Source organism: Chloracidobacterium sp., from assembly GCA_016715795.1.
Classification (GTDB): Bacteria; Acidobacteriota; Blastocatellia; order Pyrinomonadales; family Pyrinomonadaceae; genus OLB17.
The window spans coordinates 1,079,368-1,095,892 of record JADJXP010000002.1 but is presented as its reverse complement, the minus strand read 5'-3'; the positions used below and the strand labels follow the sequence as shown (position 1 = coordinate 1,095,892).

The window sequence follows — 16,525 nt, the reverse complement described above, 5'->3', positions numbered from 1 at the left end:
GCGAAAAGGCCGCGAACGTGATGTTCGCGGCCCTTTTTTGGCTTTGTAAAGCCCTAATCGTTGGTCCGCTTAAAGCCGGTTACTTGAACGTACTGGAAAAACGGCGTTCCGGGCGGCATACGTGTCGGATCGAGAAAGGTGCTGTCAAAGACCCAGTTGCGCACAGGCGGATCATAGACCGTGTTGCAGCACTTGAATGCGCCGTCGTTGTTGCGAGAGTTATAGAGATTGATGAGCGATCCCGCATAGTCCAGCCGCCTGCCCGTCCACTCCTCAAGGAATCTCTTAAAATTATGTACACCGCCGTTCATCCGAGGGTAACCGCCGCCCTGATGCGGTGTCAGTTCGCGCGACGCTACCGTGTCGCCCGAGATCAACGCGAACCGGTCAGTGGTATTACTGGCCAGACGGCCGCCCTGATCGTAAGGCGAAGCAAAGCTGTTTGCGTCTTTCCAGGCATTGGACAGGACCGTAACTGCGTCACCCGCGATCGAAGCGGGAATATGCGTGGCCGAATTCTGCGGAAGATAATCATCGAACGGCGTGTTGCCGGTCGAAGGAACGCTGGCGACACCCGTCGCATTATAATTCCCCTGCACATAAACGCCATTCTCAGACGCAAATGTAAAACCGCGCGTATTCGACGGCGTCGATGAGTCGTAAACGCCCGGCAGCACCGTCGCGTTGATCAGCCGCACGCCGCGGCGATAATATTTGTGGTCAACCACGGCCGCGCGGTCAGGCACGATGGCATTTGTATTGTATTTTTCCGTCTCGGCGCGTGCGTCATTCCCGGCGCCCCAATACCTGGCCTCGAGGGCGCCATTCTGGTTTACGTCCTCGCTCGCCTGAAAGCTTCCGGTATTTCCCGGCGCAAGACTGAGCACGTCTTCCATATCGAGCTCGCCATCAAAATCGGCGTCACCTCGCCTGTCTGAAAAAGAAACGACCCAGCCTTCGCGCTGTGGGACATCGGTGCTTTTGAGCCCAATGTTGCCCCGCGAGATCGCATACGGAGTGTTTGTCGGAAACAGGTTGTCATAATCCCCGCGCAGAAAGCGTCTGAGATTTGCAACGTCGATATCAATTATGCTCATTACGCCGTTACGCGTGAGCTTGCTCAGGTTCGAATAATAGCTCGTGCTGCGGGAATCGTAGTATGTCCCCTCACGTGTATCGAACATCTTTATCGGGAACGGCACGATCGCAACATTCGCTGTGCCGTTGACCGTCGCCCGCTTCAGATGCGCATAGCGCTCCATATCGGGCGTAAAGCTGTCGCCAACCATGGCCGAATTGCCGGCCGTACAGCCCGAAGTACATCCGTTGTTCACATTGGTATCATTGGTGCCTACGGCCGTGAACCTCCGCACGACATTCTCGGAGCCATAAGAATAGAGTACGCTGCTCCCACCCGGAATCGCCGGACCGGGTATCATGAACCGCTGCAGTTTGATCACCGACCGGCTGTCGGGATAGGTGGAGGCCGATTGAACGCTCGTACTGGTAAGATTCGTGCTTGGACTGGTCGCGGTTCCATTGATCGAGCTTTCCTTGGTTCCCGATGTATAACCGGCGTGGGTCATCGTGATCGAGTTCGGAACCTCCTCCGTAACACCAAGGCTCAGAAAATCCTGCGTGATGTCTATGGTCTCAGGGATAAGTGTCGTGCTATTGATCGATACCAGCTCGACCTTTATCCACACCTGCTGTGTCCGCCCAGACGGCATCATGCCCTGCGTATAGAACCGCTCGCCATTCAGGCGCGTTGGTTTGTAGTTGAAACCCGTGTCGCTTGTCGAAGTCTTCATCGGTCTTGGTTCATAACCACGGACACGATCTGCCATCGCGGCCGGAGACGGACTCGGTTCGGCCCCATCGTTCCCAGGATCGCGGTTGCCGTCGAGGCGAATGCCGCACGGCCCGGTGACGGCGGCAGTTCCACTGCCGGAAGCGCAGCCCGGAAGTTTCGCCTTGCTGTCTGCCAGACTGATACGGATCCCGGGCTTGTTCGCATAACGCTCCGAACGCATGATGTCGTCGTCCTGAGCACCATTTACGACGGGTGCCAGATTGCCGCTGGAGTCCTGATAGAGGTCGCCACCGCTCCCGGTTGCAACATTCAAAGGCCGCTTTATCAACTCAACGAGGCGATCAAGGTCGTTCGGGTAGCCAACCTTGATCGGCAGGATAAGCCGCGGCACATGATGCTGCAGGTTGCCGTCAAATATCGCCGCCTGTGTTGCAAAACTGCTGTTCGCCCTGCTCGGCGGCATGTCCGGCTGCGACGCAAAGATGTTGTTAGCCGCCCCCTCAGAGGTATTCAGCACGCTGCCCATCGACCGACGCAGCTGCTTGTTTACCCCTGAAGCATTTTTGATATAGGTGCCCTCGTAGGAATCCCCTGTGTACCAATTACGCCATGTCTCGGTAACGATCTCACCGACAGCGGTCACCTTTGAATCAAAATAGACGCCGTCGTTGCCGGGCGAGACGAAAAAGTTTCGGTTGGAATGAACGCGCCCCCCAAATGAGAATCTCGGCGGGCGGAAGAGTTCAAGATCGTCCTCAAAGAAAATGCCGAACTGAAAGATCGGAATGCGGCTGTTAAGGATGTTTCGCGTCAACTGGGCCTGAACTCCCTGATTGTCGGTCGCCGTTGTGCGCAGCCGCCAGTTGTCACGGATCGCATAAAGCCCGCTAAACGGCCCGCCACTCAACACGACCGTCTGCCGGGTCGAAGTAGGATCGAGTTCCTGATTGAATGTGTAGTTTGAGAGTCCGGGAACTCCTCCGCTCCTGATGCTGTTGATATCGGCCGTCGTCGGATTCAGCTTCACCTCAAACACCTTGTTGAAGTTCCGCGTCATGGTCTCAAGGCTGCCCTGAGCCGCATAGAATGTACGAGCTTCGGCCGTCTCGTTACCAACGGCAAAGGCCTCGGCCGACGTACGCGATAAAGCTAAGGCGACGAAGACCGTGATCAGCGCCAGCACAAAAAGAGCAATGACTATCGCCGAGCCTCGCTCACCGGATCCCCTAACATCTGCAGAATATTGCGCGTTCATCTTGACCTTCCCTGTTTGCTAGTTAGCGTCGTAACCTAAATTCCTGGTACTGAATGTGGAGCTCATGTCCAAACGGTAAAACTGGTCGGCGGCGTTCTTCTCGGTCGACCGAACCTTGACCGTGTAGCGGATCTGCCGAACGGCTGCGAGATTCGCCGGCGTATCGTCCGCCGTGCCAGCAATACCATCGGGGCCTGCGGACGGATTATTCAATGTAGTCCCGTCATCCATTAGATAGACGATCTGGAAGTCCTCTACGCCGTAAACCAACGGTTCATCGACAACGCCTATCGGCAGACCGACAGGCGGGACGTTTGCGTACTCACGGCGTGTAAGCGTCCCGTCGCCGGTAACAAAATAGGTCACCATGATCACGCGCTGCATTGCCGCCGGCGTCACTATGCCGCGCAACGGGCCTGAACTCCCAGTCTGGTTAAATCCAAGAACGTCACCATTTGCAAACTGGACCTTGTTCGTCCCCAGAAGAGCTGTAGAAACACCCAGTGTCGAACCGTTCGCCCCCGTAACCAGATAGATATCGTTACGCCGACACACCCCGTTGCTGCCCGAGATGGGAACGATCTCGTCAATACCAGTGCCACTCGTGGTCGCTGCATTGATATTCAGAGGCTGCGAAACGCCGCCCGCATCAGGATTGAATGTGGTGTCCTTGAAAAGAAATGTTACCTGGTCAGTGCGGACGCCGGCCACAGTATTGTAGGTGTTGACGGTTATGTTGTTACCGGCAATGATCGGCGGAACGGTGTCACGCGAGGTATCAATGTCGTTCGGGATGGCGAGCAGAGCAGACACACGATTGTCAGGCAACACAACCGTGTTTCGCAGCGGATATCCGTAACCCGCATTATACGTATCCCGACCCAGGAGATTCAGTGCGAGCCTGACGTTCTTGCTGAGCGAGGTATTCTCGCTGACAACAGTTCGACTTTGCCGAGCAACCTGTAACAACCCAAAGATGGAACCGGTGACAATCGTAAACACGACCATTGCAATGATCAGTTCGAGAAGCGAAAAGCCACCTTGGCCGGCGCGGGTAATACGAGGTCTGTCCATATTCTTAATTCTCGACTGCATAATCGGTTAGAACCGTCGTCAATTGCTCCTCACGCGCGAGAGAACCAACGAAGTATCTGACCTTGACTTGAACCGATCGGATGCGCACCGCCGACGGGCCCGGTATCGGACAGTTGTAAGAGGGACGGTCAGGGTCACATTGATCCGTAATCACTATCTCGCGTTGCAGGCTGACCGACGGAGTCCCGGTATCGTCCGACGTTCCGAGTATCTGGTCAGGCCCCGCATCCGGAAAAACATTCTGCATGCCTGCCACGAAGATGCCCTGCGGCACACCGTTGATCGGATTGGTCCCGACATTGCCGATCTTGGTCCACCCCATACGATCCGGATCGGTCTCCTTTACCGACATGATCGACTCCATTGTAGAAGCGGCAGTTTGCTTGGCGATCATTTGTTGATCTTGGCCCTTCGCATGCAGAACCGCTGCCGACATGCCGGCCATCAATGCAAGGATCCCGATCGTGAGGATCACGATCGCGATCATAACGTCAATATAGGAGAAGCCGGCTTGTGATGGTTGTTTCATAATGCGGTTCGTCATCAGGTCGCGATAAAAGTCGTACCATTGTGCTTCCAGTACCGGATCGCCCCGCTGCCGCCGAAGATTGTGATAGCTCGAACCTCGAGTTTGTTGCGAGGCGTCAAACTGCCGCCGGAGACGGGTGGCCATACGTAAAGATTCGCACTGACCGGATTGCCCGCACCATTGACGACCGATCCGTCACTTTGATACCGGGTAGCCCAAACTGAATGTCCTATTACCGTCGTACTCCCGCGTTTGTGGCCAGTGGTGTCGATCGTGTAAGCAGCATCAGCATAATTCGGGGGATTCGGTTTACTGACGCCGTTGGGAATCACGTCCACCCTAATGTCGGATGCCTGATCTAGTGGAACCATCTTGACCAACTCGTCGTCGGACGCGCCTGTTCCTCGTTCGTCGATGATCAAGACTGCATTGTCAGTCAGATCGATCTCAAGGCGCACGGAACGACGGCGAGTGAGCGCGAGTTGTCCCGCCTCACGCATCATATCCATCATTCTGATCGCCTGATCGTCCGACCGATAGACCTTCCTATAATTGACAAGATACGGAATAGAAATGGCGGCCATTATGATGAGAACAGCGACGACCACCATTAACTCGGTCATTGAAAAGCCACCTTCGCGTTGTGGGTGTTTTTTTGGGAAAACAAGTCGACTCATAGAACCATGGAATTTCCTCAAAAGAGTGTCAAGATTCTTGAAAAATCAATATCCATAATTTCACGATATAGGGAGCCCTATGATAGGAAAAGATCAATGCTCAAGCTTTTCCAACACTATTGTAACTGTTTGAACACAGTCAACGCAATGCTTTGATTACTTTTTTTTGCTTTGCTGTTCAGTTAATATTCGAGAAGTACTCGATTAAAGGCCTGACGTGACTCAAGAGCGATCAGTTCCAAAGAAAGGGCTTTCGGCAGATTGGCTGGTGCGTGGTGTGCTCACGCGCATTGGCGATACCGTCGATCGCTTTACCGGACGGCGCTGGACGCCATCAAGCAGCATCGCCACTAGCGAGCTTATCGAGCGGATAAAGAAGTTGTTGGATGCTGAGGCCAAGGACGTTCCCGGCAAGGGCGTGGTCGTCCCTCACAATATCAAGCTGCGCATGCAATGGGATCGTTTCTCATCGGACGCCGAGAGTGCCCTTGCGGCGTTGGAGAGCGAGTTGCTGGTGGCAACCGTCGACCACATCAACGACTCACTTTATTACACCTACGCACCGGTGACCATGGACGTCAAACCGGACTATTTCATTCAGGGCGTAAAACTCATGGTGAGCTTTGAGCAGTTCACTGATGAGGACCGCGACGTCGAGATGAATGTCACGGTGCCCGCGATGAATCTCTCGGAGATAATCGAAAAGGTTGCCGAGCCAGAGGTTGCCGCTCCGGGATACATCGCCCGATTCCAGCACAACGGTGAGGATAGAGAAGTTGAGTTGAAATTCCCTCCCGGCCAAAGCCGTGCGGTCGGCCGCACCGGCGGCAACGACCTGATCCTAGATCACACCAGCGTTTCGAAGACGCACGCCTCGCTCGCGATAGGAGCTGACGGCAAGCTTGCCGTGGCTGATACGGGGTCAACGAACGGAACGTTCGTCAACGACGAGCGTATTGCATACGGCAAGGCGATCAGCGTATCCGACGACGACAAGGTGCGCTTCGGGACAGTAGCGGTGGCCTTTGAATACGTTCCGGCACCGGTGATCATAGCTCAGGAAACGCAGGCTGAAGAAGGCGAACCGTCCGGCGAGACGGTAGAGATCGACGGCTTCGAATTCCGAGGGCGTGAAGGGCCGGAGAGCTCTCAGGAAACGGATGACCAGAGCGATGCTGAAGGAGAACCGGTCACCGTAACTGCTGTGGCTTCGGCGGCTCCGTTGACCGCTGACAACGAAACCGAGACAAACATCACCGTTGCCCGATCGGCGGAACAGGACGATGATGAGGCCCCGGAAACTGTAACGAGCCTGACGGAATGATGCTTAAGCTCTTTCTTATTGACCTGTCCCGTTTTCGACCTGAGAGTATCTTTGGCGGGCAGATACTCGAGCGCACGCCGGCCGGGCTATCGATAATATATCTCTTCGCGGTCGCGATCCTGCTCGCTTTTTTGATCCTGACGTTCATCGAGAATTTCCGTCGCCGAAAGTTCACGTTTGAGCGCGACCTGCCATCAAAGGCTGCTCGCAAACTCACCCAGACTATCGCTAACCGGAGCTTGATGGTCTGGCAGGTCGTCTTCGTTATCCTTGCATTATTCGTCTTCGGATCACAGTTCTACTGGGCCTTCTACGCGGATGAATGGGATGAAAAATTCAGTGAACTGAGTTACAAAGACCTTCGCAACCGCCGGATCAATGCCGCTAGCCTTCGCGGCTGGATGCTCGACCGCTCGGGTACACTGCAAAACGCACTTGCGTATTACAAGCTCGATAAGGACGGCAATATAGACCGGACCTTCTCTCTCGACAAAGAGATGGCCCACCTGCTTGGTACTGAACGCGGCTCGCCGGGCCTCGAGCGTTCGCTCTATAAACAGGAAGCCGATCCGATGCCCGAGGCGTGGGAGATATTGACCAAATACAAGAAGCCTCAGCCTGAGAATCGCGACGTTAAGATCACGATCGACAAAAATCTGCAGGCTTTCGTGGCGAAGCAGCTCGGCGACCGTAACGGGGCGGTCGTTATCTTGAATCCGCAAACGGGAGATCTGCTGGCCGCATACTCGAATCCCAGTTACAAACTTTCGGACGCTGAATCGCTGGCTGGATGGCTGAAGCTCGAAGCCGACAAGAAGAACAAGCCGACGCTCAACCGGACCCTGCACGAATTCTATATGCCGGGCTCGACGTTCAAGACCTTCACGATGATCTCGGCCTATCGGGCCGGTAAGCAGAATGCTGATCTGCCGCAGGGCGTCCCCGGCGAACCCTGCTATACGCCGTTCCGCGGCTCAAGGCCGATCTGCGACGGCCACGGAGGATGCCACTCGTGCGGTGGCCCGATCCGGGATGCTTTTCGGCAGTCGAGCAACCAGTTCTTTTCGCGTATGGCCAATGCTCTAGGACGCGAGCGAATGGCCGAGACGGCGACTGTCTTTGGCATAGCACCGGTTGAGACCAGCGAGGACGCGTTGAAGCAGGGACGCTTTGCCGACATTTGGAATGTCAGCAACCGCAGGCTCGCCAACGCTCTCGCCCCGGCACGCTCGGCGATCACCACAGGGGCCAAGCTTAACCTATATGAATCTGCGATCATCGGTATGGGACAGGGCGGGGCCGGAACCGTGACACCGCTGCAACTGGCTCTGATCGCCTCAGCCCCGGCGAACATGGAAGGCAGGCTAATGAAGCCCCGCATCGAGATGGATCAGCCGCCCCAGGCTTTTTCACAGGTCCTCAGCCCACAGCAGGCCCGCGAGATCCGCGACATCATGTCAACCGTTACGCAGGAGGCCGGCGGCACCGCGACCAGGGCTCTCGCAAAGGTGATGGGAGCCGGTATTTCAACCGGCGGCAAGACTGGGACGGCCGACAGAGACGTGCCTAAATACGACGACAAGGGCAAGGTGGTTAAAAGGCCTGTTCGAAAGAAGAATCAAGAGACGGGCGAGTATTACGAGGAACTCCAAACCGTGCTTTGGCAGAGATGGGACGGTCTCTTTTTGTGCATAGCGCCCGTTGAGAATCCTCTGATAGCTATGATGGTAGCTGTCGAGAATATCGGCGAAGGCAGGTACGGCGGAGATACTGCCGCGCCGATCGCAGCAAATATTTTGCTTGAGGCAAGGCGGCTCGGCCTGCTTGGCGGCCCAGCGGCTCCGGCTCGGCGTTGATGTAATGAAGAACCGCACCTCCTCACATGTCCTGATCCTGATGCTGATCGTCCTGATCACGGCGATCTCGCATTATTCGATCTACTATGGCGGGCTAATTCGCGGCTACGAGGCATCGACGCTGGCCGGTTTTCGCAACATCATGCTGCTCGCGGCCCTTGCGGTGTTACCGATCTTGATAAAGCAATTTCTGCGTTTCGACGGCAACTGGACGATCTACACGTCGGCAGTGCTGCTCTTTTCGATCGGCCTGACGATGCAGTACCGACTGTTTACCGACCCCGAGTACACGTCGCAGAAAGACAAGGCTGCGGCCCGGCAGGCAAAGATCAAGACCCTGCAAATGCACTACATTCAGGAGAATTATCCTCCTGAAAAGAAGAAGTTCATGGGCCTCCCCGAGACGCCGCCGACGCCGGTCGACCTCTCGACCGAGAAGCCGCGGCCGCCGGAGGACACCGTGCGATCGGTTTTCCTGAGCGGCCGTTTTTACAATCCTGTTTTGGGGTTCATAGGGTTCCTTGTCTTTTTTATCGTGTTTCGACGCAGCGATATGCTCGAACGCGTCCAGCAAAAAGGCTTCCTGATCGTCCTTATCACGGTTCCCCTACTGCTGGTGCCGGCCGGGCTCGCGGAACGCGGAAAGTTTCTCGGCATGACGCCTTGGGAATTGGCCAAAGTCCCCTTCCTGTTGGGCTTTGCGGCGATCCTTGCGGTGCTGTATAAGAACCTTGCCAACACCTATTGGGGCATTCCGCGTGCAAAAGATGTGCTCCCGTTGGTCGTCATGGCAGTGATGCCGTTCTTACCGTTCTTCGTCCTGCATGACTTTGGCCAGATGATGGTTTTCAGCGCGGTCTATGCCACGCTGTATCTGATCGCGGTCAGGCGCTTCCCGCAGCGGCTGGTGCTGGTCGGGAGCGTCGTCCTGGTCATCTCGATCCTTGTCGTCGGGGCCTTGCCGGTAAAAACCCAGGAGAGCATACCGCTGCTTCCGAGCGTGGCCGCGCCGGTCAAGAAGATACTGCCGAACCGCATTCAACAGCGATTCCATCTCTGGCTCGACGGATTTAATCCGCCGACGCCCGAGACCGAGTGGTGGGCCGCCGACTACCAAAAATGGTACAAGAAGAACGTAGAGAACAATCCTGATTTTCAGGCGGATATCGAAAAAGACCCTGAGGATGCGCAGAAAAAGATCAACGTCGAGGCCTGGTTCGATATCCTCGCGTTTCAACCCGCGCAGGCGACGTTCGGACTCGCATCGGGCGGTGTCACGGGACGCGGGCTTGGGCTTGGTTACCCCGAGTTGATACCGGTCGCTGACTCAGACTACATATTTGCGGCCCTTGCAGAAGAGCTTGGACTTTTTGGAGGGCTGTTGGTAACCTTTGCCCTGATCGTCTTCGTCGCCGCGGGCGTCAGAACGGCTCGTGATTCGCGGGATATGTTTAGCAAGCTTTGCTGCGTCGGGCTGGCGGCATTTATCGGCTTTCAGGCCCTTGTAAACATCGGCGGCATCACGCGTGCACTGCCGATGACGGGCATCACGCTACCGTTTGTGAGCCACGGCGGCTTCAGCCTCATTACGAGCTTTCTGATGCTCGGAATGCTGATGGCATTTTCGCACCGTAACGCAATTGACCGGCGTCGCGACATGGTCGAAATAAAGCCGCAAACCATCTGATCATCTATGGACACAGTCGTCCACATCTCATCGGCCTCAGTGTCGGACCGCGGCCTAAGCAAGAAGCGGCCGCACAATGAGGATTCGTACCTTGAACTCGCCCAGCGCGGCATCTTTGCCGTAGCTGACGGCGTTGGCGGAGCTCAGGCCGGCGAGGTGGCGTCGCAGATGGCGATGGACATTCTGGGCGAGGCATTTGCAAATGCCGGTAATGGCGATGCCGAGACCGTGATGCGGGCCGCCATCGAACGTGCCAACACTGCCATCCACGATATGGCCCAGGAGCTGCCCCAGCTCTCGAGCATGGCGACGACAGTAGTCGCCGTCCACCTGAACGGCAACATCGCAACTATCGGCCACGTCGGCGATTCGCGTGTTTACAGGCTCGATCGTGACGGTGAACTGCACCGAGAGACTGAGGACCATTCGATGGTCGCCGAGGAGGTGCGAGCCGGGCGGATGACCGAGGAACAGGCCGAGAACCATCCGAGCCGCAACATCATCAGCCGCGCACTCGGTGCCGAATCGACGGTCGAACCGGACCTCAAGACGATCATGGTCGAGCCGGGCAACGCATTCCTTCTCTGCTCTGACGGCATCACGCGGCACGTCAACGATCAGGAGATCAAGGGTGTGCTGACGTTTGGCGGCACGCCCGAGGACGTATGCGAGTACCTAAAGGAGCTCTGCTTCGAACGCGGGGCTGAGGACAACCTGACTGCCGTCGTGATCCGCCTCGCTGCCCAAGTAGGCGAGATCGATACGGCAAGCCCTGATTCACCCGAGCCGGCAGAAACACCGACGGCTGCGACCGCGCGAAAGCCTGCTCCTGCGGCGGATGACCAAGTTCTGGAGATCGAAACGGGCCGACTCGCAGCGCAGGCAACGACCGAGGATCTTGATGAAGCCGAACATGAGACTATCTCGCTTACACCTGAAGAAAAGGCAGCCGTGACAGCCGCGGCGCCGGCGATAAAAGCCGACGTACCGCCGACAGTTCCGTCGTTCAGGCACGAACCCGAAGATATCGGTGTCGCCAGATCGAGCCCATCCGCGTCATCAGCCGGCGGCAAGGTGCTGATCGGCATCGTGATGCTGGCCTTGGGCGTCGTGATCGGAGGTGCTGCGTCGTACCTCGTGCTGAAGGCCCGACAGGCGGAAACGCCGACGATGCCGACAGAGATGCGCTCAGGCAATGCTCCCCTCACGGCCTTCGAAGAGAATCGCCGCACGGTGGATCGAACGCCGGCTGCCGCCCTCGCCGGATTTGGTGCTGATCCGCAAACTGCGGAAGATTATTTCCTTGTCGGGAGGGCTCGAGTGCTTCTCAATCAATATGTCGAAGCAAAAAATGCTTTCGACAAAGCCAAGGCATTACTCGCATCTGGACAACCGGACGCATTCGACCCAAACAATGCCAGAACGCTGGAGATCGAGATCGCTATTGCGATGGCCGCTCTGAATAACACAACCGGCCATACCATCCTTCGCAGCGAACTGGATAAGGTCACTAAGCGTGTGGAACCTGCAAACATCAGCTCCGTTACACCGCTCCGCTAGTCCGGCAACAGATCTGAAGTTGATACGTTGTTACTCCGCGCAGATCCCACACTGCCGCCTCGCCTCAAACATCAAAATGCCCGCAGCTACGCCCAGATTGAGGCTTTCGACGTCGTTCGCGAGCGGTATCGAAACGGTTTCATCCACCGCCGCCAGTTCCTCGTCGCTCAGGCCGTGTGCCTCTGATCCGAGCACCAGCATTCGTGGCCGCTGCCAGTCGAGATCGACATAGCTCGCCGAAGCACCAGCCATAGTCGCCGTTGGCAAAAGGCCCTTCTCGCGTGCCCACGCTAACGCCTCGTCAAACGCCACGCCCTCGACTATCGGCAGCCTGAGGTTCGCGCCCATTGCTCCTCTCAACGCTTTTGGCGAATACGCGTCCGCCGAACCGCTCGACACGATCACGCCCGCCACGCCTGCGGCCTCGGCCGTGCGAAATATCGCACCGAGATTCGCGGGGTTATTCGCCTCTTTCAGGAACACCACGACCGGCGCCGCCGCTGAGGCGACACGCGCGGCCACATCGTCCGGCGTATTCACAGGCCGCCGTGCGATCAGCACGATGCCCTGCGGAGTGTCAGTGTCGGCGACCGACGCAAACAGCCGGTCCGCCACGACGCTCACCTCACACCGCGCGGCCGCCGCATCGATCAGTTCCCTGTCCGCGAACGATTCCGCGATCAGACATTCCTCGATCGCCACGCCCGAACGCACCGCTTCGCCCGCCAGCCTGCGGCCCTCGACAAAGATCGAATCCCGCACTCGCCCGTCCCGCACCTTCCGTGCGTTGACGAGCCGCGCGTTGTCCCTGCTGGTTATCACCTCGCGTTGCATTTCCGACCCTAGGTTAGCGGGACACTGCACCGCGAAGCAAACGTTCGCCGTCATTCGGTAGTGGTTTAGTTTAACGACCTCGCCTCTCCGCGAACTCTGCGATTCATCTCCGCGTTCTCGGCGTGGAGAAAACCTTGGCAAATATTCCACGCAGAGAATTTCGCAGAGGTCGGAGAGCGGCGGCGGAAGTGGGTGGTCTCTTAAGCTGGCTGCAATATACGAACTTCGCGGATAAGTCGGCCCTTGAGTTTGTCTTTTTCGGTTTCGAGGTCGAATCGCGTCTGTAGGTTGATCCAAAACTGTTCAGACAGGCCAAAGTACAGCGACAGCCTGAGAGCGGTGTCGGGACTGATCGACCGCTTGCCGAGGACTATCTCGTTGATCCGACGCGGGGGCACGCTTATGTCGGCCGCGAGTCGGTATTGTGAGATGCCAAGTGGTTTGAGGAACTCTTCAAGCAATATCTCGCCAGGATGTATCGGTTTTAGCTTTGGGCTCATAACAACTCCTAGTGATAATCAACTATCTCGACCTCGGCGGCATCGTGGCCGTCCCAGCAGAAACAGATGCGCCATTGGTCGTTTATTCTGATGCTGTAACTGTCGAGCCGGTCGCCTTTCAGTTTCTCTAACCGATTGGACGGCGGAACTCGTAGATCACTTAACGAACTCGCGGCGTTCAATATTTCAAGTTTCCGGCGCGCGATAGCTTGGATGTCGCCAGGCAGTCGTCGCGACCTTCGCGGCGAAACAGTTTCTCGGCTTCCTTATCTCGGAAACTGATTATCACAAGCCGATGATAACGCTTGGCGTTATCATTTGCAAGTGGTCTTCCATCGCGCCCTTATGCTTTCAAAACAAGGATAAAATCGCTACACTTATGCGGGATGAAGCCCGAGGCAAAGACAAAATCTAAGATCGAGCAGCTTAAGGAAAGGTCGGCGGCGGCTGAGGAAGGTGGCGGGGCGAAGCGCGTTGAGAAGCAGAAGGCGCAGGGCAAGATGACGGCGCGCGAGCGGATCGATTTCTTTCTCGACGAAGGGTCGTTTGAGGAGTTTGACAAGTTTGTCGTGCACCGTTCGACGGACTTTGGGCTTGACGAGCAGAGGTTCCCCGGCGACGGCGTCGTTACGGGCCACGGGCTGGTGGACGGACGTGAGGTGTTTGTCTTTGCACAGGACTTTACGGTGTTTGGCGGCTCATTGAGCGAGACGCACGCCGAGAAGATCTGCAAGGTTATGGACCTCGCGATGAAGGTCGGCGCACCCGTCGTCGGGCTGAACGATTCGGGCGGTGCGAGAATTCAGGAAGGCGTCGTCTCGCTCGGCGGCTACGCGGACATCTTTTTGCGAAATACGCTCGCCAGCGGCGTCGTGCCGCAGATCTCGTGCATCCTCGGCCCATGCGCCGGCGGCGCGGTCTATTCGCCCGCCATTACGGACTTTAACGTGATGGTCAAAGACACGTCGTATATGTTCATCACCGGCCCCGACGTGATCAAGACCGTCACGCACGAGGACGTGACCAAGGACGAGCTCGGCGGCGCGATGACGCACAATGCCAAGTCCGGCGTCGCTCACTTTGCGGCCGATTCGGACGAACACGCTCTGCAGATCACTCGCGAATTGCTCTCGTTTATCCCTTCGAACAACGTAGATGATCCGCCGTTCGTGGCGACAAGCGACCCAAGCGATCGCACGGACGAGGCATTGAACACGATCGTCCCCGAGAACGCAAATCAACCCTACGACATTCGCGATATCGTCCACTCGGTCGTTGACGACGGTTATTTCTTTGAGGTGCAGGAGCATTACGCGCCCAATATCGTCGTGGGATTTGCGCGTTTGGGCGGCAATTCGGTCGGGATCGTGGCGAATCAGCCCGCGTTCCTCGCCGGCGTGCTCGACATCGACGCTTCGGTCAAGGCGGCGAGGTTTGTGCGGTTCTGCGACTGCTTTAATATTCCGCTGATCACGTTTGAGGACGTGCCGGGATTTTTGCCCGGCGTCGGCCAGGAACATCACGGCATCATCCGCCACGGAGCGAAACTGCTGTTCGCATTCGCAGAGGCGACCGTGCCAAAGATCACCGTCATCACCCGCAAAGCCTACGGCGGCGCGTATTGCGTGATGGCCTCGAAGCACATTCGCACGGACATCAATTTCGCCTATCCGACCGCCGAGATCGCCGTCATGGGCGCCGAGGGCGCTGTGGACGTGCTCTACCGCAAGCAGTTGGCCGACACGACCAATCCCGACGAAAAACGCGAACGCATCATCGGTGAATTCAACGAGAAATTCGCGAATCCATACGTCGCGGCCGAACGCGGCTTTATCGACGAGGTGATCGAGCCGAGATCTACGCGGCCAAAGCTGATACGGGCGTTGTCGCTGTTAAAGAATAAACGCGACACAAATCCGCCGAAGAAGCACGGGAATATTCCGTTGTAGGTGGATTTCATCGCGTAGCGATGTTTGATTGTAGGCGTGGGTTTCAACCCACGGTCAGAGACAAACGATGGTTTCCGTCGCGTAGCGACGGTTGACGTTTTCGAACGCATTTCAATCGTCGCAGACGCGACGGCAATTCATGTTGACGAGTTCCGTGGGTTATCACCCACGGCTACAATCACCGGATCGCTACGCGATCATTCGTTTAACGTCACGACCTTCATCATCTAATGGCCGACCTGCCCAAACGTCCAACCGCAACCTACATCGACCTCGACGCGCTCGCGTTCAACTTTCATTCGTCCAAACAGTTCATAGGCGAGGACGTCGAATACATGGCCGTCGTCAAGGCCGACGCATACGGCCATGGAGCCGCTCGCTGCGCGCTGCGGCTGGAAAAGGAAGGTGTCGATTGGTTCGGCGTCGCAATACCGGAAGAAGGTGTCGAGCTGCGCCGCGCCGGCGTCACGCGGCCGATACTGTGTCTCGGTTCATTCTGGCCGGGGCAGGAATCGCTCATCGTCGAGCACAACCTTACACCGGTCATCTTTAGCCTAGATACCGCGCGGCGGTTGTCGGAGTTCATCGTCGATAAAAACGTCGATATTCACGTGAAGATCGACACCGGCATGGGCCGAGTCGGCGTGAGATGGCCGCGGGCCGGAGAATTTGCGGCTGGTTTGCGCGAGTTTGCGAACCTCAGCGTCGTTGGCGTAAGGAGCCACTTTGCATCGGCTGACGATCCGGCACAGGATGAGTTTACGGCGGGACAGATCGAGCGGTTCGACGCGGCGTGCAGAGCGTTTGAGCAAGCAGGCCATTCGCCGACCGTCTTTGACATAGCCAATTCGCCCGGCTCGATCCGCTGCGACGGTTCGCGACGCGGAATGGTGCGTCTCGGCGGAGCGCTGTATGGATTGCTGTCTGACATTTTGCCTGAGTCGGCCGATGGGCCTGAGCTACGACCTGTGATGTCACTGCGCTCGCGCATCGCTCATATCAAGGATGTGCCCGCAGGCGAGGGCCTCGGCTATGGCCGAACATTTATCACGACGCGCGCCTCGCGCATCGCGCTCGTGCCCATCGGCTACGCCGACGGCTATCCGCGTGCGATGTCGAACGCCGGCCAAGCGGTGGTCAACGGAGCATTCGCGCCTGTCGTTGGGCGCGTTTCGATGGACTGGACGCTGTTGGATGTGACGAACATCGACGCCGCCGTCGGCGACGAGGTCTTTCTGATCGGTGGCGACGGCGATGTTTGTGTGATGGCCGCCGACCTCGCACGCAAGCTCGGGACGATCGCCTACGAGATCACCTGCGGCATCAGCCCGCGCGTGCCGCGTGTGTATTTAGGATAGGCTCCGCGGCCTCGGCGTCTCTTCCTCAGCGTTTCTCCGCGTGGAATCTTATGAAAGCTGGGTTCCACGCAGAGGACGCAGAGATTTT

General features: G+C 57.1%; 12 protein-coding genes and 1 pseudogene. 6 read left to right on the top strand and 7 right to left on the bottom strand.

Going from position 1 to position 16,525, the window contains the following annotated elements; translation table 11 throughout:
* Positions 1 to 53: 53 nt before the first annotated feature.
* From IPM59_09965 to IPM59_09950, 4 genes are read right to left on the bottom strand one after another with little or no spacing between them, the layout of a single operon-like run.
* Positions 54 to 3,068, bottom strand: a complete 3,015-nt coding sequence (locus IPM59_09965) for a hypothetical protein (protein ID MBK9215906.1) — start codon at positions 3,066 to 3,068, stop codon at positions 54 to 56.
* A gap of 18 nt (positions 3,069 to 3,086) precedes the next feature.
* On the bottom strand, positions 3,087 to 4,142 hold the full coding sequence (locus IPM59_09960; protein ID MBK9215905.1) for a prepilin-type N-terminal cleavage/methylation domain-containing protein: 1,056 nt from the start codon (positions 4,140 to 4,142) through the stop codon (positions 3,087 to 3,089).
* A 4-nt stretch (positions 4,143 to 4,146) separates the two neighbouring features.
* Positions 4,147 to 4,692 carry a hypothetical protein gene (locus tag IPM59_09955; protein MBK9215904.1) on the bottom strand — a complete coding sequence of 182 codons (546 nt, stop codon included), beginning with the start codon at positions 4,690 to 4,692 and terminating at the stop codon, positions 4,147 to 4,149.
* Between the two features lie 14 nt (positions 4,693 to 4,706).
* The gene (locus tag IPM59_09950) at positions 4,707 to 5,315 is read right to left on the bottom strand and encodes a hypothetical protein (protein MBK9215903.1); all 609 of its coding nucleotides are present in this window, start codon (positions 5,313 to 5,315) and stop codon (positions 4,707 to 4,709) included.
* Positions 5,316 to 5,586: 271 nt separating this feature from the next.
* On the opposite strand from IPM59_09950, the gene IPM59_09945 reads away from it, so the two are divergent.
* From IPM59_09945 to IPM59_09930, 4 genes are read left to right on the top strand one after another with little or no spacing between them, the layout of a single operon-like run.
* Positions 5,587 to 6,693 carry an FHA domain-containing protein gene (locus tag IPM59_09945; GenBank protein MBK9215902.1) on the top strand — a complete coding sequence of 369 codons (1,107 nt, stop codon included), beginning with the start codon at positions 5,587 to 5,589 and terminating at the stop codon, positions 6,691 to 6,693.
* A complete protein-coding gene (locus IPM59_09940) occupies positions 6,690 to 8,549 on the top strand; it encodes a hypothetical protein (GenBank protein ID MBK9215901.1) in 1,860 nt (619 codons plus the stop codon). The genes IPM59_09945 and IPM59_09940 overlap by 4 nt, the downstream gene beginning before the upstream one ends.
* A gap of 4 nt (positions 8,550 to 8,553) precedes the next feature.
* A complete protein-coding gene (locus tag IPM59_09935; protein MBK9215900.1) occupies positions 8,554 to 10,236 on the top strand; it encodes an FtsW/RodA/SpoVE family cell cycle protein in 1,683 nt (560 codons plus the stop codon).
* Between the two features lie 6 nt (positions 10,237 to 10,242).
* Positions 10,243 to 11,796: a serine/threonine-protein phosphatase gene (locus tag IPM59_09930; protein ID MBK9215899.1), complete on the top strand. Its 1,554-nt coding sequence runs from the start codon at positions 10,243 to 10,245 to the stop codon at positions 11,794 to 11,796.
* Positions 11,797 to 11,826: 30 nt separating this feature from the next.
* Here the strand turns inward: IPM59_09930 and IPM59_09925 are convergent, their stop codons facing one another.
* The 3 genes and pseudogenes from IPM59_09925 to IPM59_09915 all read right to left on the bottom strand — a co-directional run bounded on the left by IPM59_09925 (position 11,827) and on the right by IPM59_09915 (position 13,419).
* A complete protein-coding gene (locus IPM59_09925) occupies positions 11,827 to 12,630 on the bottom strand; it encodes an RNA methyltransferase (GenBank protein MBK9215898.1) in 804 nt (267 codons plus the stop codon).
* Between the two features lie 200 nt (positions 12,631 to 12,830).
* Positions 12,831 to 13,130 (bottom strand): HigA family addiction module antidote protein, encoded by a 300-nt coding sequence (locus IPM59_09920; protein ID MBK9215897.1) that lies wholly within the window; start codon positions 13,128 to 13,130, stop codon positions 12,831 to 12,833.
* 8 nt (positions 13,131 to 13,138) lie between these two features.
* A pseudogene (locus IPM59_09915) lies at positions 13,139 to 13,419 on the bottom strand (type II toxin-antitoxin system RelE/ParE family toxin).
* Between the two features lie 97 nt (positions 13,420 to 13,516).
* On the opposite strand from IPM59_09915, the gene IPM59_09910 reads away from it, so the two are divergent.
* Together IPM59_09910 and alr are read left to right on the top strand one after the other, a co-directional pair.
* Positions 13,517 to 15,079 (top strand): acyl-CoA carboxylase subunit beta, encoded by a 1,563-nt coding sequence (locus tag IPM59_09910; protein MBK9215896.1) that lies wholly within the window; start codon positions 13,517 to 13,519, stop codon positions 15,077 to 15,079.
* Positions 15,080 to 15,309: 230 nt separating this feature from the next.
* Positions 15,310 to 16,437, top strand: coding sequence for an alanine racemase (alr, locus tag IPM59_09905; protein ID MBK9215895.1), 1,128 nt, complete (start codon positions 15,310 to 15,312; stop codon positions 16,435 to 16,437).
* Positions 16,438 to 16,525 lie beyond the last annotated feature (88 nt).

Bases quoted from the DNA above. Each gene is read 5' to 3' on its own strand.
- IPM59_09930 (MBK9215899.1), top strand. From the start codon at position 10,243: ATGGACACAGTCGTCCACATCTCATCGGCCTCAGTGTCGGACCGCGGC.
- IPM59_09925 (MBK9215898.1), bottom strand. From the start codon at position 12,630: ATGCAACGCGAGGTGATAACCAGCAGGGACAACGCGCGGCTCGTCAAC.
- IPM59_09940 (MBK9215901.1), top strand. From the start codon at position 6,690: ATGATGCTTAAGCTCTTTCTTATTGACCTGTCCCGTTTTCGACCTGAG.
- IPM59_09965 (MBK9215906.1), bottom strand. From the start codon at position 3,068: ATGAACGCGCAATATTCTGCAGATGTTAGGGGATCCGGTGAGCGAGGC.
- IPM59_09955 (MBK9215904.1), bottom strand. From the start codon at position 4,692: ATGAAACAACCATCACAAGCCGGCTTCTCCTATATTGACGTTATGATC.
- alr (MBK9215895.1), top strand. From the start codon at position 15,310: ATGGCCGACCTGCCCAAACGTCCAACCGCAACCTACATCGACCTCGAC.
- IPM59_09910 (MBK9215896.1), top strand. From the start codon at position 13,517: ATGAAGCCCGAGGCAAAGACAAAATCTAAGATCGAGCAGCTTAAGGAA.
- IPM59_09950 (MBK9215903.1), bottom strand. From the start codon at position 5,315: ATGACCGAGTTAATGGTGGTCGTCGCTGTTCTCATCATAATGGCCGCC.
- IPM59_09935 (MBK9215900.1), top strand. From the start codon at position 8,554: ATGAAGAACCGCACCTCCTCACATGTCCTGATCCTGATGCTGATCGTC.
- IPM59_09960 (MBK9215905.1), bottom strand. From the start codon at position 4,142: ATGGACAGACCTCGTATTACCCGCGCCGGCCAAGGTGGCTTTTCGCTT.
- IPM59_09920 (MBK9215897.1), bottom strand. From the start codon at position 13,130: ATGAGCCCAAAGCTAAAACCGATACATCCTGGCGAGATATTGCTTGAA.